12 protein-coding genes and 5 pseudogenes are annotated in these 15,649 nt (G+C 71.0%); 10 read left to right on the plus strand and 7 right to left on the minus strand.

Translation table 11 applies throughout. The features are described from left to right. Positions 1 to 545 precede the first annotated feature (545 nt). Positions 546 to 770, minus strand: coding sequence for a DUF5133 domain-containing protein (locus tag ACYVMZ_RS37275; protein ID WP_461087407.1), 225 nt, complete (start codon positions 768 to 770; stop codon positions 546 to 548). A gap of 448 nt (positions 771 to 1,218) precedes the next feature. Here ACYVMZ_RS37275 and ACYVMZ_RS37280 point away from each other — a divergent pair. Next, a pseudogene (locus tag ACYVMZ_RS37280) lies at positions 1,219 to 1,757 on the plus strand (sigma factor-like helix-turn-helix DNA-binding protein); the annotation flags it as partial. Positions 1,758 to 1,962: 205 nt separating this feature from the next. Here the strand turns inward: ACYVMZ_RS37280 and ACYVMZ_RS37285 are convergent. Then, entirely contained in the window at positions 1,963 to 2,250 is a 288-nt protein-coding gene (locus ACYVMZ_RS37285; RefSeq protein WP_461087409.1) for a hypothetical protein, read from the minus strand. A gap of 152 nt (positions 2,251 to 2,402) precedes the next feature. Between ACYVMZ_RS37285 and ACYVMZ_RS37290 the strand changes: the two genes are divergently transcribed. Together ACYVMZ_RS37290 and ACYVMZ_RS37295 are read left to right on the plus strand one after the other, a co-directional pair. Next, the gene (locus ACYVMZ_RS37290; RefSeq protein ID WP_461087411.1) at positions 2,403 to 2,807 is read left to right on the plus strand and encodes an aminotransferase class III-fold pyridoxal phosphate-dependent enzyme; all 405 of its coding nucleotides are present in this window, start codon (positions 2,403 to 2,405) and stop codon (positions 2,805 to 2,807) included. 121 nt (positions 2,808 to 2,928) lie between these two features. Next, positions 2,929 to 3,603, plus strand: coding sequence for a LysE family translocator (locus ACYVMZ_RS37295; protein ID WP_461087413.1), 675 nt, complete (start codon positions 2,929 to 2,931; stop codon positions 3,601 to 3,603). A gap of 1,086 nt (positions 3,604 to 4,689) precedes the next feature. Here the strand turns inward: ACYVMZ_RS37295 and ACYVMZ_RS37300 are convergent. Both ACYVMZ_RS37300 and ACYVMZ_RS37305 read right to left on the minus strand, forming a co-directional pair. After that, a complete protein-coding gene (locus ACYVMZ_RS37300) occupies positions 4,690 to 5,100 on the minus strand; it encodes an MmpS family transport accessory protein (RefSeq protein WP_461087415.1) in 411 nt (136 codons plus the stop codon). 340 nt (positions 5,101 to 5,440) lie between these two features. After that, a pseudogene (locus ACYVMZ_RS37305) lies at positions 5,441 to 6,318 on the minus strand (sigma-70 family RNA polymerase sigma factor). Positions 6,319 to 6,412: 94 nt separating this feature from the next. Here ACYVMZ_RS37305 and ACYVMZ_RS37310 point away from each other — a divergent pair. From ACYVMZ_RS37310 to ACYVMZ_RS37325, 4 genes and pseudogenes are all read left to right on the plus strand, one after another. Continuing rightward, a pseudogene (locus ACYVMZ_RS37310) lies at positions 6,413 to 6,799 on the plus strand (carboxymuconolactone decarboxylase family protein); the annotation flags it as partial. 439 nt (positions 6,800 to 7,238) lie between these two features. Further along, complete coding sequence (locus ACYVMZ_RS37315) at positions 7,239 to 7,862, plus strand: hypothetical protein (protein ID WP_461087416.1); 624 nt, start codon at positions 7,239 to 7,241, stop codon at positions 7,860 to 7,862. Positions 7,863 to 7,950: 88 nt separating this feature from the next. Further along, positions 7,951 to 8,295 (plus strand): phage holin family protein, encoded by a 345-nt coding sequence (locus ACYVMZ_RS37320; protein ID WP_461087418.1) that lies wholly within the window; start codon positions 7,951 to 7,953, stop codon positions 8,293 to 8,295. Then, a complete protein-coding gene (locus ACYVMZ_RS37325) occupies positions 8,271 to 8,984 on the plus strand; it encodes a DUF3618 domain-containing protein (RefSeq protein WP_461087420.1) in 714 nt (237 codons plus the stop codon). The genes ACYVMZ_RS37320 and ACYVMZ_RS37325 overlap by 25 nt, the downstream gene beginning before the upstream one ends. Positions 8,985 to 9,486: 502 nt before the next feature. On the opposite strand, the gene ACYVMZ_RS37330 is transcribed toward ACYVMZ_RS37325, so the two are convergent. Further along, positions 9,487 to 10,200 (minus strand): flavin-containing monooxygenase, encoded by a 714-nt coding sequence (locus ACYVMZ_RS37330; RefSeq protein ID WP_461087422.1) that lies wholly within the window; start codon positions 10,198 to 10,200, stop codon positions 9,487 to 9,489. 107 nt (positions 10,201 to 10,307) lie between these two features. Here ACYVMZ_RS37330 and ACYVMZ_RS37335 point away from each other — a divergent pair. Continuing rightward, a pseudogene (locus ACYVMZ_RS37335) lies at positions 10,308 to 10,521 on the plus strand (flavoprotein); the annotation flags it as partial. Between the two features lie 210 nt (positions 10,522 to 10,731). Here ACYVMZ_RS37335 and ACYVMZ_RS37340 read toward each other — a convergent pair. Next, a complete protein-coding gene (locus ACYVMZ_RS37340) occupies positions 10,732 to 11,784 on the minus strand; it encodes a hypothetical protein (RefSeq protein ID WP_461087424.1) in 1,053 nt (350 codons plus the stop codon). 832 nt (positions 11,785 to 12,616) lie between these two features. Here ACYVMZ_RS37340 and ACYVMZ_RS37345 point away from each other — a divergent pair. After that, the gene (locus ACYVMZ_RS37345; protein ID WP_461087426.1) at positions 12,617 to 13,738 is read left to right on the plus strand and encodes a site-2 protease family protein; all 1,122 of its coding nucleotides are present in this window, start codon (positions 12,617 to 12,619) and stop codon (positions 13,736 to 13,738) included. Between the two features lie 415 nt (positions 13,739 to 14,153). Beyond that, positions 14,154 to 14,567 (plus strand): DUF2267 domain-containing protein, encoded by a 414-nt coding sequence (locus ACYVMZ_RS37350; RefSeq protein ID WP_461087428.1) that lies wholly within the window; start codon positions 14,154 to 14,156, stop codon positions 14,565 to 14,567. Between the two features lie 375 nt (positions 14,568 to 14,942). Here ACYVMZ_RS37350 and ACYVMZ_RS37355 read toward each other — a convergent pair. Continuing rightward, positions 14,943 to 15,254, minus strand: a pseudogene (locus ACYVMZ_RS37355) (ATP-binding cassette domain-containing protein); the annotation flags it as partial. Positions 15,255 to 15,649 lie beyond the last annotated feature (395 nt).

The raw sequence follows: 15,649 nt of genomic DNA on the forward strand, positions 1-15,649 counted from the left end.
AGCAGGCCAGACCCTTCAAGTGGACCAAAACCGCAGACCAGATCATCGACCGCATCTGCCGCTACTGCGACAGGATCTCCGGACCGGGACACTAGGAGTTCTGCCCCGGGAGTCCGGCCGCAGCACAGGACGTGAAGGAACCCACGAGCCTGGTTCGACCTCCAGTCGGCCCACTACCTCACCGAGGCCCAGCACCCCCCGTCCGATCAGGAGGTGCGATACGTGGAGACGAAGATCAGCCAGACCCACACAGACCGGCCGGCCTGAACCCCAGGAGGTCCTGGACATCGCCATGGACGTCCTGGAGGGCGACCTCGCGGACTGACATCTCTCTGGCTGACGGCCGCACCGAGACCACCCAGGCTGAGAAGGAGGCCGAGGACAGGCAGCGGAACATCGAGGCCATGGCTGTGACTGCTCCGGTCTGTCCGCGCTGCCGGTCGCCGTCCGCGCGGCGAAGGCCGGCTGCACCGAACTGCGGTATGCGCGATCCCGCACTCGCTGGCCCGCTATAACCTGCATGTTTTCGGCGGAAAGGCGGCATTTCAGCGGCGGAAGGGCTGTTCTCGTCTCATGGCCTCGGCCAGTTGTCGACGGGCTACAAACAGTGCCGTGTCCAGCTGGCGGGTGCCGGTGATCACACACAGTGTGTAGGTCGCGTCACCGAGCCGGCGGGCGGTCTCGGGACTGTCGTCGGTGGCCAGGCGGCGCCTGAGCGTTTCGCATCGTTCGACCAGCTCCCGCAGGAGCGAAGGGTGCGCCGTGATCATGGCTGGCTCCCTTCCGGGGTAGCTCATGTGGACCAGCCCCTTCACCCATACGGTCGCAGCCGTCGGCGCCTGCCGCATCCGGAGGCCGTGGCCTGGCGGGGCACCCCGGCCGGGGGGCGGCGGACATGCCCAGAGCGCCGATCGCCCTGTCCGACGACCCCAGCGGGGACGTCGCCGCACGCCGCCCCCAGAAGCAGGCTCCGCCGCCGGCACCGCGCCGCACTCAATCGACGACGTCTGCCTCGAGATCTACGTCCAGCGAGTGGACGCAGCTCGCCGACTACGGATCAAATCCGCCAAGTATCGAGCAACGTCGCAGCAGGTGAGGGTGATTTCTCCTCCGCCCGGCGGCGGAATCCATCCACAGGTGAACCGTTCGAGGCTGCTCCCGTGACGCCGTGACTGGCACGGTGTCCGACTTTTGAGGAGCCGTCATGCCCAAGACCACCTGAAGGAGGTCTGCGGCTTCAGCCACGCCGAGATCGCGGAGGCGGTGGAACGGTCCGAGGCGGCGGTACGACAGGCCGCGCACCGTGCGCGTGAGCACGTACGGGCCCGGAGGCCCCGTTTTGCCGCCGACCGCTCTCGGCAGCGCGAGGTCACCGAGCGGTTCTTCGCCGCAGCGACCGGTGGTGACATCAACACCCTGATGGAGCTGTTGTCCCCGGACGTCACCCTGTGGACCGACGGCGGCGGAAAGGTCCGTCAGGCGCTCAAGCCGGTCGTGGGAGCGCAGACGGTGGCCTCGTGGTTCGCGGCCATGGGCACGGTCACCTACCAGGGCGTCCAGCCCGCCGACATGCGCGCCGAGCTCGTCGAGATCAACGGTGGCCCGGGCATGGTGTTCAGCGCCCCGGACCGGGTGATCGCCACCGTCACCTTCGACTTGACGCCGACGGTCGTATCACCGCCATCCATGACGTCGCCAACCCCGACAAACTCCACGCCATCGCGGACGGCATCGCCCACGATGTCGCGACGCGGTGAGCGGGATCCGCCCTCGAACGGCACCCGAGGGCCGGCCCGGAAGGGTCCGCTCACCCTGTGACCGATAAGGGCCGCGACGGCCAGGAGGCCGGGTGGGCCCGCTTCACCGACAGGCGAACTCGCGGGGTGAGGAGCAGGAGCAGGTCCGGCCAACGAGGTGAGCACGGGTGGGGAGTTTCAGGAAGCCCCATCACGGGACGGCCATCTACGATCCGGCAGGGGTCCCGAGTTGCTGGAACGGACCACCGCGCGGCGCGCGGAACTGGACGAACTCGAAGAACAGCCGGCCAAACACCTGGCGGAGGTGCGGGCTGAGCGGGGCGAGCTTGCCGTCGACGAGCGGGTCCTTGAGAGGGTGAGCGAACAGCTCGCCGACGGGCGCGCCTCGGTCACGCCGACGCCGGGGCAGGTGGGCGGCCGGGCGGTGATGCTGATCCCGCACCGCACGCCGGACATGGAAGAGACCGTGCTCCACGCCGGACCACCAGCGCATTCTCGCCGCTGTGCGGCAGGCCGCCGGGCCGGTCATGGCCCGGCAGGTCGGCGAGATGCTGGGAGTCGACGTTCACCGTGCGGTCCAAGCCGGAACCGCTACGCGGGAGACGTCGTCTGCCTGTCCAAGTCCCTCAGGGGTACGGGATTCCCATGGCCCTGACGCTGATGCGCCCCGAGTGCGACGGGTGGAAGCCCGGCGAGTACGACGGCACCTTCCGTGGCTGCAACCCGGCGTTCGTCACCGCCGCCCGAGCGCTGGAACTGTTCTGGTCCGGCGGCGCGCTCAGGCCCAGGACCGCCGCCCGGAGCGAGCGGGTGAGCGGCGCCCTCACCCGGACCGCCCACCGGTACGGACTCCCCGCCCCGCGCGGCCGGGGTCTGGCCTGGGCCCTGCCCTTCGACCGTTCGGGCGCGGCCCGCGAGGTGTGCGACGCCGCCTACCGGAGCGGTCTGCTGCTGGAGACGGCCGGGCCCCACGACGAGGTGGCCAAACTCCTGCCCCCCTCTGACCGTGACCGACAAGCAACTCGACCACGGCCGCGACACACTCGATGAGGCCGCCGCCACGGTGGTCGGCGTGCGGACTCCAGCAGCCTGACAGGGCCCGGGCGCTTCGGCTCCCGGACCAACTCCCCCGGCGGCGTACCGGCCGACGGGCCCGATGAACGGAGAGCGGATGTCGGTCGACCTCGTCGGCTTCCTCGGCGTCGTCCTGGTGGCGTACGTGGTCCCCGGGCCGGACTTCCTCGTGGTGGTGAGGTCGGCGGCCGAGCACCCGGCGAAAGGACGGGCTGCCGCGCTCGGCGCGCAGGCCGGGCTGTGCGTGCACATGGTCGCCGCCGCAGCCGGCCTGTCGGTGATCGCCGCCCGCTCCCCCCTGGTCTACGACGTCATCAAGCTCCTGGGTGCCGCCTACCTGGTCTACCTGGGGGTGCGGGCGGTACTGACGGCCTGGCGGTCCGCCCGCGAGCGGTCTCACGGACGGGAGACGGCCACCGACCTCCAGGACAGTCCGCCGCCGCCCCCCTCGCCCCAGGACGATCCGGAACCGCACCGGTGGCGAACCGGCTTCACCCAGGGGTTTCTCACCAACGTGCTCAACCCCAAGGCGGCATTGTTCTTCCTCAGCATCCTGCCCCAGTTCGTCGACGGCGGCGGCTCGATGACCCGGCAGATCTTCTTCCTCGGCATCCTCGACGTCCTCATCGGCATCGTCTACTGGTTCGCCCTCGTCACCGTCGCCGCACGACTGGGCGCCCTCCTCGCCCGCCCGAAGATCCGCCGCCGCTGGGAACTGACCACCGGCTGGCTGTTCATCACCATCGGCATCGGCGTCGCCGCGACCACCTGACGGCGAGGCCGCCCGCGGGGACGGACTTCGCCGGCTCCGGGATCTGCTCGGTCGCGTACGCCGCCGGGCTCGGCTACGGCTTCCTCGGTTCGGCCCAGCATCGCCAGCGCGGTTCCCCTGCACTCCGGCGCCGCCTGCTCCACCCTCTGGAGTGCGGCGAAGGCACGTGCGGACCCCGCCGCGACCAGGCGGCGTACTCGTCGGGCAGGCCGTCGACGCCCTCGTCATCTTCGTCGAGCAGGTCGGGACTGAGGGGTGCGGCGGGTACGTCGGTGTCCGTGTCGGCGGTGGTGAGCAGTTCGATGGCGTCGTGGAAACTGTCGTAGTTCAGGGCCTGCAGGCGGACCAGAAGGCCGGAGAGCGGCAGGGCGACCAGGCCGTCGGGGCCCTGGCAGTTCAGCGTCCACGCCTCCCCCGGGAGGTCGGCGGGGACACCGGCGGTGATGACGGCGCCGGCGGTTCGCGGCTGCTCGGTGAGGGTGGACAGGAGGCTGTCGGCGGCGGGCGTTCAGGTGCAGGACCCCGATGCGCTCAAAGTCGACGAGGAGGTAGCGGCCTTGGGTGTCCCAGCCGATCGAGACGAGCTCGGGGTAGGGCGCGCCGACACCGTCCAGGCGGTCGGTGTCGGCCAGGTCGGGGTGACTGGCCGAGCAGGTCCACAGGTTCTGTCGGCCGCCGGGAGCGGTGAAGGGCGCGCACGGCGGTGAGCCTCGGCGAGGTGCAGTTCGAGGCGGCTTTCGTGCAGGACCACGCCGTTCAGGGCGGCAGGTCGCGGCTGGCTGCTTGGAGGTTGTGGCGAGGCAGCGCAGGGCGGCGTTGAGCAGGTCGAAGCCGGTGGGGGCCTGCACGCTGCGCAGGCCCTGCTCGGTGGTGGCGGCGCGGCCGGTGGGCATGGCGATGCGGCGTCCGGGGCCGCGCCGGTGCTACTGCGGCCGCGTCTTGCGGCGGGGGTGCCGACCAGTGCGGCGAGGACGCCGGTGGCGGTCCACGCCATGACGGCGCTGAAGGAGCCGGGTGAATGTGAAGGAGCCGGGTTGGTTGGCGCAGCCCGGGGGGCTGCGCCAACCGGCCGGGGCCGCCCCAGGGTTACCCCGCGATCGGGGACTCCGCGGTGCAGCCGCCGGCGGTCACCAGGCCATTGGCCCTCTGTTCCTCGAGCACCTTGCCCTTGTAGATGATCTTGCACGCGACCTTGGCGCCTTCGGGGTCCGCGGCGACCGGCATGACCGCCGCGGGCATGATGCCGCGCAGCGTGACCGTCTTCGTCCAGGGCAGCTTGGGCTTCGACACCGACTCGATCTTCGGCTCCATGGCCTTGCCACCGCCGCCGTGGAAGTCGATCGAGTCGACGTTCTTCCCCGTGACCTCGTAGGTGACTTCGTACGTCTCGTTCACTGTCTTGTCGACCTGGTCGACCGCCTCGGAACAGGAGCTGAGGCCGAGCGCGAGGCCGACGACGGCGACGGTGGAGACGGCGGCGCGGATGGTGCGGTTCATAGGGATCCCCCCGGATCATGAAGGTCGGATCGCAGCCAACCGTAAAGAGAGATTAAAGTCAAACTGTTGAGGGGCCCAACGAATTCGCAGGTCAGAGGGGTACTCCGGCCGGTTGCGACGCTGCCGTGCGTAGGCGTCCTAGTCGTGCCGATCGCGTGCCGGCGGCGAGGCCGTCGACGGCGCGGCGCAGCGCGGCGAGCGCGGGATCGGACGTGGGCCGGGTCCTTGCAACCGGCAAGCGTTTCAGCCCGCCCTGCCCACCACAAGATTGGGCACGAAACCGCGCCGAACCGGGAAAGCAAGCTCAGCGGTCGAGTCGTCGCGAGGGAGCAATAGGGACTCACGCCGGATCCGGCAGGTCCATCAGCGCGAGCCTGGCCGGGTCGATCACGACCCTGATGTCGATGATCCGGCCGTCGACGACGGTGAACGCGAGGACCGAGAGCGGAGTGCCGTCCTCGCGCCAGGAAATGATCCCGGGCAGACCGTTGGCGAGCACCGCCCGCCCCTGTGCGGCTGCGCTGGCGGACAGTTGCGCGCCGACTGCGACCTTGGTGGCGCCGAGGGTGACGACTACGCCGGACGGGGTGTCGACGGTCAGTTTCACCTCGGGGTCGAGTACCCGCAGCAACTCCTCGAAGTCGCCGCGGCGAGCCGCCGCCAGGAAGGCCTGTACCACCTCTCGCTGCTCCCGTCCGACACCGGTCGGCCCCTCAATCGCCTGCACCTTCCTGCGGGCGCGGCTGGCGAGCATCTTGGCGGCGGCGGTGGGCTTGCCGAGGATCTGGCCGATCTCGTCGAACGGCACCGCGAACAGGTCGTGCAGCACGAACGCCAGCCGCTCGCTCGGCCCGAGCGACTCCAGGACGACGAGCAGCGCGAGCCCGACCGAGTCGGCGAGCACCGCGTCGCCCTCGGGAACAGGACTGTCGTCGAGCGTCACCACGAGCTCGGACAAACCGTCGTCGCAGGACCCTCCGGGCGGGCCTGGCGCGATCGCAGGACATCGAGGCTGATCCGGCCGACCACCGTGGTCAGCCAGCCGCCGAGGTTGTGGATGGTCGCCGCATCCTGGCGGGAGAGGCACAACCAGGCCTCCTGGACCACGTCCTCGGCGTCGGCGTGCGATCCGAGCATGCGGTAGGCGACCGAGCGCAGCCGTTCACGCTGGGCCTCGAACGCCTCGGCCATCGAGTCCGCCGGGCTGGTGTCGGACATGTTGTTACCTTCCTCGGCTCTGCTCCGTCATGGGTGATGACGGGCCCGAAGGGGCGCAGGTGACCGATGAACCCCCGATGAAGGAGTAAGACCGATGGAAGCACGCATGAGCGGCCCGGCGAACCCCGACGTGATCACAGCGATCCAGCACCTCTACAAGGCGATTCACGCCGGGGGCGCCGACAAGCGCCTGCTGTCGCTGGTCCATCTGCGTACCAGCCAGATCATCGGCTGCAGCCCATGCGTTTTCGCCTCGATCGAGTCGGCGCAGAAGGCCGGTGAGACAGACGAGCGGCTGCACAACGTGGTCGCGTGGCGCGAGACGCCCTTCTACACCGAGGAGGAGCGGGCGGCCCTCGCCCTGACCGAGGCCGCCACCCGGCTCCAGGACGGCGCACCGGGCGTGACCGACGAGATCTGGGACGCCGCCGCCGACCACTTCAGCGAGGAGCAGCTGAACGCGATCATCCTCAGGCCGGCAAGACCTGGTGAGCCGGGCGGGGCGTCATCCCCCCGACGCCGGGTGGCCGAACGCACCCTCGGCTGGCTCATGCACCACCGCCGCCTCGCCCGCGAGTCCAGCAGATCGCGAGGGTCCTCGGCCCCGTCCAGGGCCTTGTTCGCCCTGATCCGGAACCACGTGGTGATGCGGTCAGGGATGCTGCTCATAGCGGCACCCGCCTCCTCACCCGGGTACGGGTCATCACAGGTTCGACCTCGCTCCGCAGCATCCAGCACAGCCGACCCGTCGTTCGTCACGTCTGCGTTCGACCCTGCGAGGCCCCCGGCCTTCCGAAGTCATGAGCAACAATGTCCCATTTGACTGTTCTGTCGGGATATGGGGGGTACCCGCTCATGGACGCGGATCCGGAGGCGCCGACTCCGTCGGCCGCCTCGGAGTACCGAAGGAGGAATGGCTCATGAGTGAAGATGCCGGTCGCGTTCAGCAGACGGGGCAGACGGCGAAGGAACAGACGTCGGCTGTGTCCGCGCAGACCGGGCAGGCGGTCGGCGAGGTCGCCGGGACTGCTGCCGAGCAGGCAAAGGCCGTCGCGGGTGAAGCACGTGCGCAGGCAGGCGGTGCGATACGCGACCTGAGGCAGCGCGTCGTGGGGGAGAGCCAGGGACAGGTGGAACGGCTGGCCGGGACGGTGCGGCAGTGGGCCGATGATCTCGCGGGGATGGCGGAGAACGCCTCGAGTGATTCGCCCGCCAGGAGCCTGGCGGTCCAGGCAGCCGATCAGGGCCACCGCGCGGCGGACTACCTGGACAAGAACGGCGCAGAGGGCCTGGTGGGCGACCTGCAGAACTTCGCGCGCCGTCGGCCGGGGGCGTTCCTGGGCGGGGCGGTGCTGGCCGGTCTCGTGGTGGGCCGCCTGGCCAAGGCCGGGACCAAGGCCGCGCAGGCCCCGTCGGCTCCGGCGGCTCCGTATCAGGACGTTCGGCGGCAGGGGCTGGAGCGAGAGGAGAGCAGCGCGCTGCCTGCGGGCACGCCGGTGCCGCCGCCGGAGCTGTCCGGTTATCCGGCTCATCCGGGGGTGTGAGATGTCGTCGATCTATCCGCGGTCGCCGGGAGCCGGTGGACGGGGAGAGGCGGCTCCAGACCGCTCGGCGGGCGAGTTGCTGTCGGCGGTGACGTCGGATCTGCAGACGCTGTTCCGCCAGGAGGTGGAGCTGGCGAAGACGGAGATCCGCGAGGAGGGCGCCAAAGCGGGCAAGGCCGCCGGCCTGTACGGGGGTGCCGGGTTCGGCGGATACATGGTGGCGCTCTTCCTGTCGCTCGCGGCCGTTTTCGGCCTGGCCAACGTGATGGACGCCGGCTGGGCGGCACTGATCGTCGCCGCCGTGTGGGCGGTGATCGCGGCCGTGCTGTACGTCATGGGCCGCTCCCGAATGCGGGAGGTGTCCCCGAAGCCGGAACAGACCGTGCAGACCCTGAAGGAGGACGCGCAATGGGCACGGCACCCGACCAAATAAGGTCCGAGATCGACATGACCCGGGAACGGCTGTCGGAGAACGTCAACCAGCTGGCCGACCGCGCCCGGCCCAGGCAGATGGTGCGCCGCCGCACCCGGCGGATGCGAGGCGCGGTGTCGGGGCTTCGTGACCGCGTCATGGGCACCGTCGCCGAATCGGCGGGGACAGCGCGGGACCGTACGGTGCAGGCCAAGGAGTCGGTGAAGGAAGGCACCGGCGGGGCCGCGGACGCGGTGCGCCAGACGGCCGGGCAGGCCGCCGGTCAGGTCGGTGAAGTGGCCGGACAGGCCCGTGAGGCGGTGAGCCGGGCGCCGGAGCAGGCGGTGCGGCAGACGCAGGGCAACCCACTGGCGGCCGGGCTGATCGCCTTCGGCGCCGGACTGCTGACCGCCTCTCTCCTGCCGACGTCCCAGGCCGAGGAACAGGCAGCCTCCCGGATCAGCGAGCAGGCCGGCGAAACGCTCGAGCCGGTCAAGAAGGCAGCCGTTGAGTCCGCGCAGCAGCTGAAGCAGGACGCCACCGAGGTCGCCCAGCAGGCAGCCCAGGAGGTGAAGGACACCGCCGCGGAGGCCGCGAAGACCACCAAGGAGGAGGCCCGCGACCAGGCGGGCCAGGTCTCAGGACAGGCCCGCGAGTCCGGGCAGCAGGTGGCCGACGAAGCCCGCAGGCAGAGCCCCGGCCCTGTCTGATCCGTGCACGTCGCCGGCCCGGCAGAGACTGTCGCGCACAGTGGGTCGGCGCCTTCTGCCCGGCTCTGTGCGGCACCGCGGGGTGCCGCACAGAGCCGGGCCCTCCTCCCTCCCCCGGATCTGCGCGGCGGCAGCGATCCGGGCACGCCTGCTCCCGCTGGCGGGCGTCCTGACCGTCAAGGGGACGACTGTCTTTCGGGCGACCATGGAGACACCCCGACCTCGTCGAGATGCGCCAGCGCCACGCGCTCGCCGAGCGCGCCGCGACCCCGCGGGCGCAGGCCATCGAGGCGATGGCCGTGCTCACAGGCCTGTAGCTCGCGGCCTGGCCCTGGACCATGGGGTCCACCGGCGGCGCTTTCTCGAGGCCGGCCAGGCTCTCGGGTCGTCCACAGCGGGCGCCACGGCTGCGATCGCGACATCGTGACCCGATGCGGTCCGTGCCACTGCTTCCTCGGATTCATCACCCATGACGCCGACGCGGACTCCCCCGGCTACAGCCTCACCCCACTCGGGCAAAGCCTCCTCGCCGTCCTCCTGGACGTCTACGCCTGGACCGCCGAGCACTGGGACGAACTCGTCGACGCCCGCGAGCGCGCAGATGGTGCAAGTCCTTGCCGCCGCGCAGTTGCGGGAGGAAGCGGACGGGAGCGCGGGTGGCCCACTCGCTCAGTTCGTACCCGATCTGGACGGCAGAGTTGCCGCCGCCCACCACCACGACCCGTTTACCCGCGTACGGTGCGGGGTTGCGGTAGTCGGCGACATGCAGCAGTTCGCCGGTGAAGCCCCGCTGCCCGGGAAGCTCAAGCTTCAGCGGGTTACCGAAGGCTCCGGTCGCGGCGACGATGCCGACCGCACCGAGGCTGCGGCCGTCGGTGGTGCGCAGGGTGTAGCCGCCGCCGTCGCTCTCCACGCTCTCGACGCGCGTGTGGGTACGGATCTCGGCGTCCAGGCGGTTCGCGTAGCGGGTGAGGTAGTCAACGACCTCGTCACGGTGCGGGTAGCGGTCGCCGTCGCCACCGAAGGGCAGGTCCGGCATGGCGCTGTACCGCGCGGGCGAGAACAGCGTGAGGCTGTCGTAGAAGCCGGGCCACGAGCCGGCCGCCCGCCCGGCCGCCTCCAGCACCACCGGAACCAGTCCCCGCTGGCGCAGCACATGCGCGGCGGCCAGTCCCGACTGTCCGCCCCCGATTACCGCGACATCGACGTACTCCATGAACCAGACCCCTCGCTTCGCGAACGTCTATGTTGACGGCCATCGAAGAAGGCACCATGTCGGCTGCGCAAGCCATCGACGGATGCCGAAGCAAAGGGTCGGGGCTCGTGAACGCGCCCACCACCGCTGAGCTGCCTGTCGAAGTCGTCGGGGCCGACCCGATCGGCCTGGCCGCCGCCCACCTCATCGAGCGCGGCCTTGACCCGCTGGTCATGGAGGCCGACCGTCCGCGGGCGCCGCCGTACGCGACTGGTCGCACGTGGGCTGTTCTCCACCTGGGGCGAAGCCACCGGCCCAGCCGCCGAGAAGCTGCTCGCCCCCGCGAGACAGGACCAAGCCGGACGCCGATGTCGTCGTCCTGGCGCTCCCCCTCGGCAGGTACCGCGGCATTCCCGCCGAAGCGCTCCGGGGCAAGCTCGTCATCGACGCGATGAATTACTGGTGGGAGGTCGACGGCATCCGCGAGGACCTCACCGACCCGCTCACCTCATCGAGCGAGATCGTGCAGGCATACCTGTCGGGAGCCAGCGGTCAGGCCGACGCGCGGGCCTCGCCGGCGGTGACGACCTGCTGGCGCTGCCGGTGGCGTCGTTCGTACTTCAGCACGTGACGGGCCACGTCGGCTGGAGCGTCCTGCAGGCTCGCGATGATCTCATCCGTGTCCATCGCGTCGTAGCCGGTCCACGGCTCGGCTTCACGCAGTTGCCCGATGGCGTTCAGGACACTCTGCCGATGGGCGTGTGCGCGCTCGTAGCCCTCGACCACCGTCAGGTCCAGCTGGGACAGCGTGCGCAGCCGCCTTTCGATCTGGTGCGTGCTGAGCCGGCTGAACCCGGGAATCGGCAGATCCTCCTCCCGCCTGACCGCCCCCAGGACTTCCTCGGCCATGGGGCCGGGCTCGGGCATCTCCCGCCCCGTGCCCGCGCCTTGGGCCCACCGGGCGCCGCGCCGGGCGACGTCGGCAGTCCGGTCGAACGCGGTCCGCATGGCCTGAGCCGCCGTGTCGGCCAAGCTGCCGCCCTGACGTTCGCGCGGGCCGGAGCCGTTGGTGGCCGTCACCACGGCGCGGGCCTGCTCGGCCAGGCTGTCCTCCAGCTCCCGCAGCATCTCCTCGTCCTGGCGACGCAGCGAGGCGAGCAGGCCGGCGGTGGTCTGGTCGTCCACCTGCCCGGCGACCACCTCTCCCGCCCGGCACGTCGCCACGGCCCGCGCCACGGCGGCGTACTCGTCCTCCGCGTTCCTCATCAGCTGTCGCGGATCGGCCGGGCCCCCGCCGGGCAGCATCCCCCTCACGATCTTCGACCCGACGGTCAGCGGCAGCATCGCCGTACGCAGGGCACCCCGGGAGACCGAGCGCGTCATACCGGCCGCGGCGCCCAGTACGCCCCTGGGGCGCAGGGCACGCTCCTGGCGTTTGATGCGCTGCAGGCTGACCTGGACCTCGGCGGCCTGGCGTTCGAGCGTCTGCCGGTGCGGGCCCGGCGGGGTGACCGTCACATCCGCCCGGAACCGGTCGAGAACCGCGGCATGCGCCTGGCGCGCGTCCTCCAGCACCGGTACGAGTTCCTCCGTCATCACTGCCATGCGGTGCTCCCTTGGGAAAGCCGGGGCGGCAGTCCGCCGCGCGGACAAGCGGCTGCCCCGAGCGGCCCCTCACGGCCGGGCAACCGGCACCATCCTGCGGGGCCCGGCCCAAGATCGCCCGGCGGCCGGACCGGGGATACCCGGCCATCACCGGGCCGCAGCAGCGTGTCGCCGACGGCGGAGGGCACTGTGCCGCATTGGTCTGTCCAGGTGAACGCCGAGCCGCCGTACGGCGCGCACGAGGCATACGGGCGTCCTCGGCGTGGCACGGTCGTCGCTGCCCGTATCTCCGGGCGGCGGCATCGTGCGGGCAGGGGGCCGTGTTCGGTGACCGGCCCCGTCCCGGCCATGACCATGCGGAGGAAAGATGCCTGTTGAGGCGGAGCCGTTCCCCTGGGCCGATCGGCCCTCTCCGGCCACCCCGAGCGCGAGATTCGTTCCGGAGGCCCGCACGTCCGCGGAGGACGACAGCACACCAGGTGTCGTAGGCGGTGATGTGACCGCCTTGGCGCTGTACGGCCTGATCTTCGCTGCGGTGGCATCCGGGAGGCCGGACCTTCCCAGGCGCTCCGGCAGCCCCTCGTGACTCAGCTCGCCGGCCGGCAACCCGACGTTTCCTGACGCGGCATCCGTAAGAACGACGACGCGTCCTGACGCGGTCTCCGCATCCACCACGCGCAGACGTCCCGGCCCCCCGGAAGCTGGCAATGCGCGCCCGGCCGCCGCGTAGACGACCGTGCGTCGGGTACTACCTATGCCGCACACAGACGGCCATCCGGCGGCTCCTGTCGAGGGAGGTGCCACCGTGGGAGCGACGCTTTCCCTGGGGCGCGTGGCAGGCATCCGCGTCGGGGTGCACTGGAGCGTCCTGGTCATCTTCGTCCTGCTGGCCGCTGGGCTGGCCGAGGGCCGTCTGCCGGACGCCCACCCGGGCCGGTCGGGCTGGCTGTACTGGGCTGTGGGGCTGATCGCGGCAGCCGTGTTCCTGCTGTCGCTGCTGGCCCACGAGATCAGCCATGCCCTCGTGGCCCGCCGCAACGGCGTTCCCGTCGAGGACATCACCCTGTGGCTGCTGGGCGGCGTCGCCCGGCTCAGGAGCGAGGCTCCGCAGCCAGGCGCGGAACTGCGCATCGCCGGTGTGGGCCCGCTGGTCAGCCTGCTTCTCGGCGTGCTGTTCGCGGGGCTGGCCGGGGTGTTCGGCGCTGTGTACGGCTACGGCCTGTTCGTGGAGGCACTCACCTGGCTCGCCGGGATCAACATCCTGCTGGCCCTGTTCAACGTGCTGCCGGCCGCACCGCTGGACGGCGGCCGGCTGCTGCGCGCGGCGGTGTGGCGGTGGACGGGCGATCCGCTGCGCGCGACGATGGTCGCGACCGCGGCCGGGCGCATCCTCGGCTGGGTTTTCGTCGCGGCAGGGTTGTATCTCCTCCTCTTGGGCGCCTCGTTCAGCGGTATCTGGCTCGCGATCATCGGCTGGTTCATGATCGCCGCCGCGACCGCCGAGGGCGGGCAGGCGAAGATGCGCGAACTGTTCGCCGGCGTACCGGTACGGCAGGCGATGACGCGCGATCCGCTGACCGTGCCCGCCCCGGCGACCGTCGCGGAGTTCCTCGCCGAGCCGACACTGCGCTACCGGCACTCGGCGTTTCCGGTGACCGGCGACACGGGCGAGCCGGTCGGCCTCGTCACCGTCCACCAGGCCGGTGCCGTCCCTGCCGCGGAGCGGGACACCACCACTCTCGCGTCTGTCATGACCCCCGTCGACGAGCTCATCACGCTTGCCCCCGACGATCCGCTGGTCAATCTCCTGCCCGACCTCATGGCCAGCCCCGTCCGCCGCGCCCTCGTCGTGGAGAACGGACGGCTGGCCGGGATCGTCAGCTCGTCCGACATCAACCGCATCACCACATGGCTCACCTCCGGCACTCGGGAGCAGCCCCGTAAGCCCGGGTGAAGCGGTACGGCCGACGCGAGCGGACGCGCCTCGTCCGCCGACCTGGTTTCCATCACTCCTGAACCGGCCGCGCGCGGTTTCAGGACGACCGGTGCCGCGCCGCACACTCACCATCACCTGCGCCCTTCCGGATGCAGCGCCCAGTACCGCGCATCAGACTGGAACCGCGGCTTCACGGCAAGCGGGACCAGCAGCACGGAGTCACGACAATCCCTGGAGGCTTGGCACGGGCCCGGCATGGTGCGGGACGTCATGACCGCCCCGCCGGTCGAAGTCCTCCCCCAACGTCTGGAGGCCGACCCGCCACAGACGTACCCGCCGCATACGGGAAGCGGACATCGGCGCGGTCCTGACCACGGAGGACGGCCGCCCTCTCACCCACCGGCCGCATCGGGACGGAGAACGGAGAACGGGCATGGATCACGACACCTTCATCGGTCAGGTACAGGCACGCGCCCGGCTCGACAGCCGCGGCACCGCCGAGGCCGCCACCCGCGCCACCCTGGAGACCCTGACCGAGCGCATCCCCGCCTCCCTGGCGGACCATCTCGCCGCCCAGCTGCCGCGCGAGATCAGCGAGCATCTGCGCCGCGTCGCCACCGCCCCGGACCAGCCCGACACCGGCATCCGGATGGGCTACGACGACTTCCTCGACCGCGTCGCCCCGCGTGCGGGTACCGACAAGGCCAAGGCGACCCACGAGGCCCGCACGGTCATGGGGGTCGTCGGCGAGGCGCCCCAGGGCGGCCTGACCCAGAAGGTCCGTCAGGCGCTGGACGACGAACTCGCCCGCGTCCTCTTCGCCGGCAGCACCGGAACCATCACCTGACCAGTACCGACGGCAGCCATCCACCGTGCGGATCCTCAGAAGCCAGGGGCCATCGTGAACAACGATCAACGCAAGGACTCGTATCTGCGGCAGTCCGGCCGCAAGGACGTCACCCCGCGGCAGCGGCGACGGCTGAAGAAGAAGGCCCGGCGGGGCAAGGAGTAGAGGACGCGCCCGCACTCACCAACGGGTACCTGCGCGCCATGGTGATGTTCCGCGTCACTGCGGGTGAGCCGGGACGGCGGCCGAGCCGGAACGACCGCGAGCCGGGACGGCCGCCGAGCTGCGCGATGGTCTGCCCGACGACTTCGGCGTCCTGTTCACCGAGCCCGATCTCGGCTCTCCCCGCGACAGCCGGGCTCCGGCCCGGCGGGGTCAGCGTCTGCGGCCGCCGCGCAGCTCCAGCCGGTCCCCCGGGAAGCGCTCGCGGAAGCCGCGGTCGTGCGAGACCGCGACCACCGCTCCCGGGTACGCCGCGAGTGCCGCCTCCAGGTCCGCGACGAGGTCTGGCGCGATGTGGTTCGTCGGCTCGTCGAGTACGAGAAGGTCCGCGGGCCGGGTCACCAGGCTCGCGATCTGCAGCCGCCGCTGCTGCCCTGCGGACAGCGCCGCTACCGGGACGTGCAGGTCCTCCGTACGGAACAGGCCCAGCGCCAGCAGCTGTTCGGCGTACTCCTCCGGCAGCCCGGCAGCTGCGCCACGGCAGCGGGCACAGCGGTATGGGCGCGTTCGCGCATGGGGGGCTTTCCCTGAGGATGCGAAGTGTCTACGGGCAGCAGAAACGGCGTCGTCGGCCGTGCCCGGACTCAGAGAAAGGAGAAGAAGGCCACGCGTTCACTATAACAAGACGATGCGTCTCGTCTCTACTCGTGCGCCTCGCGAAGCAGCGGCAGCGCGCGCTCGACGTCATCGCCGGAGCCTGTCGCAGCGCGCGTGTGCGACGCCCCCCGTACCAGTGGCGGACCGCGTCCCGGGCGCTTGACTCCGGGTCCGGTCAGCGCCGACATCGAGCCGGCCAGCGGCTGGGTTCACCGCCTGGCACGCACCACGCCCGGCAAGTAGACCACGCAGCACTCCGAGCT

Source organism: Streptomyces deserti, from assembly GCF_054782695.1.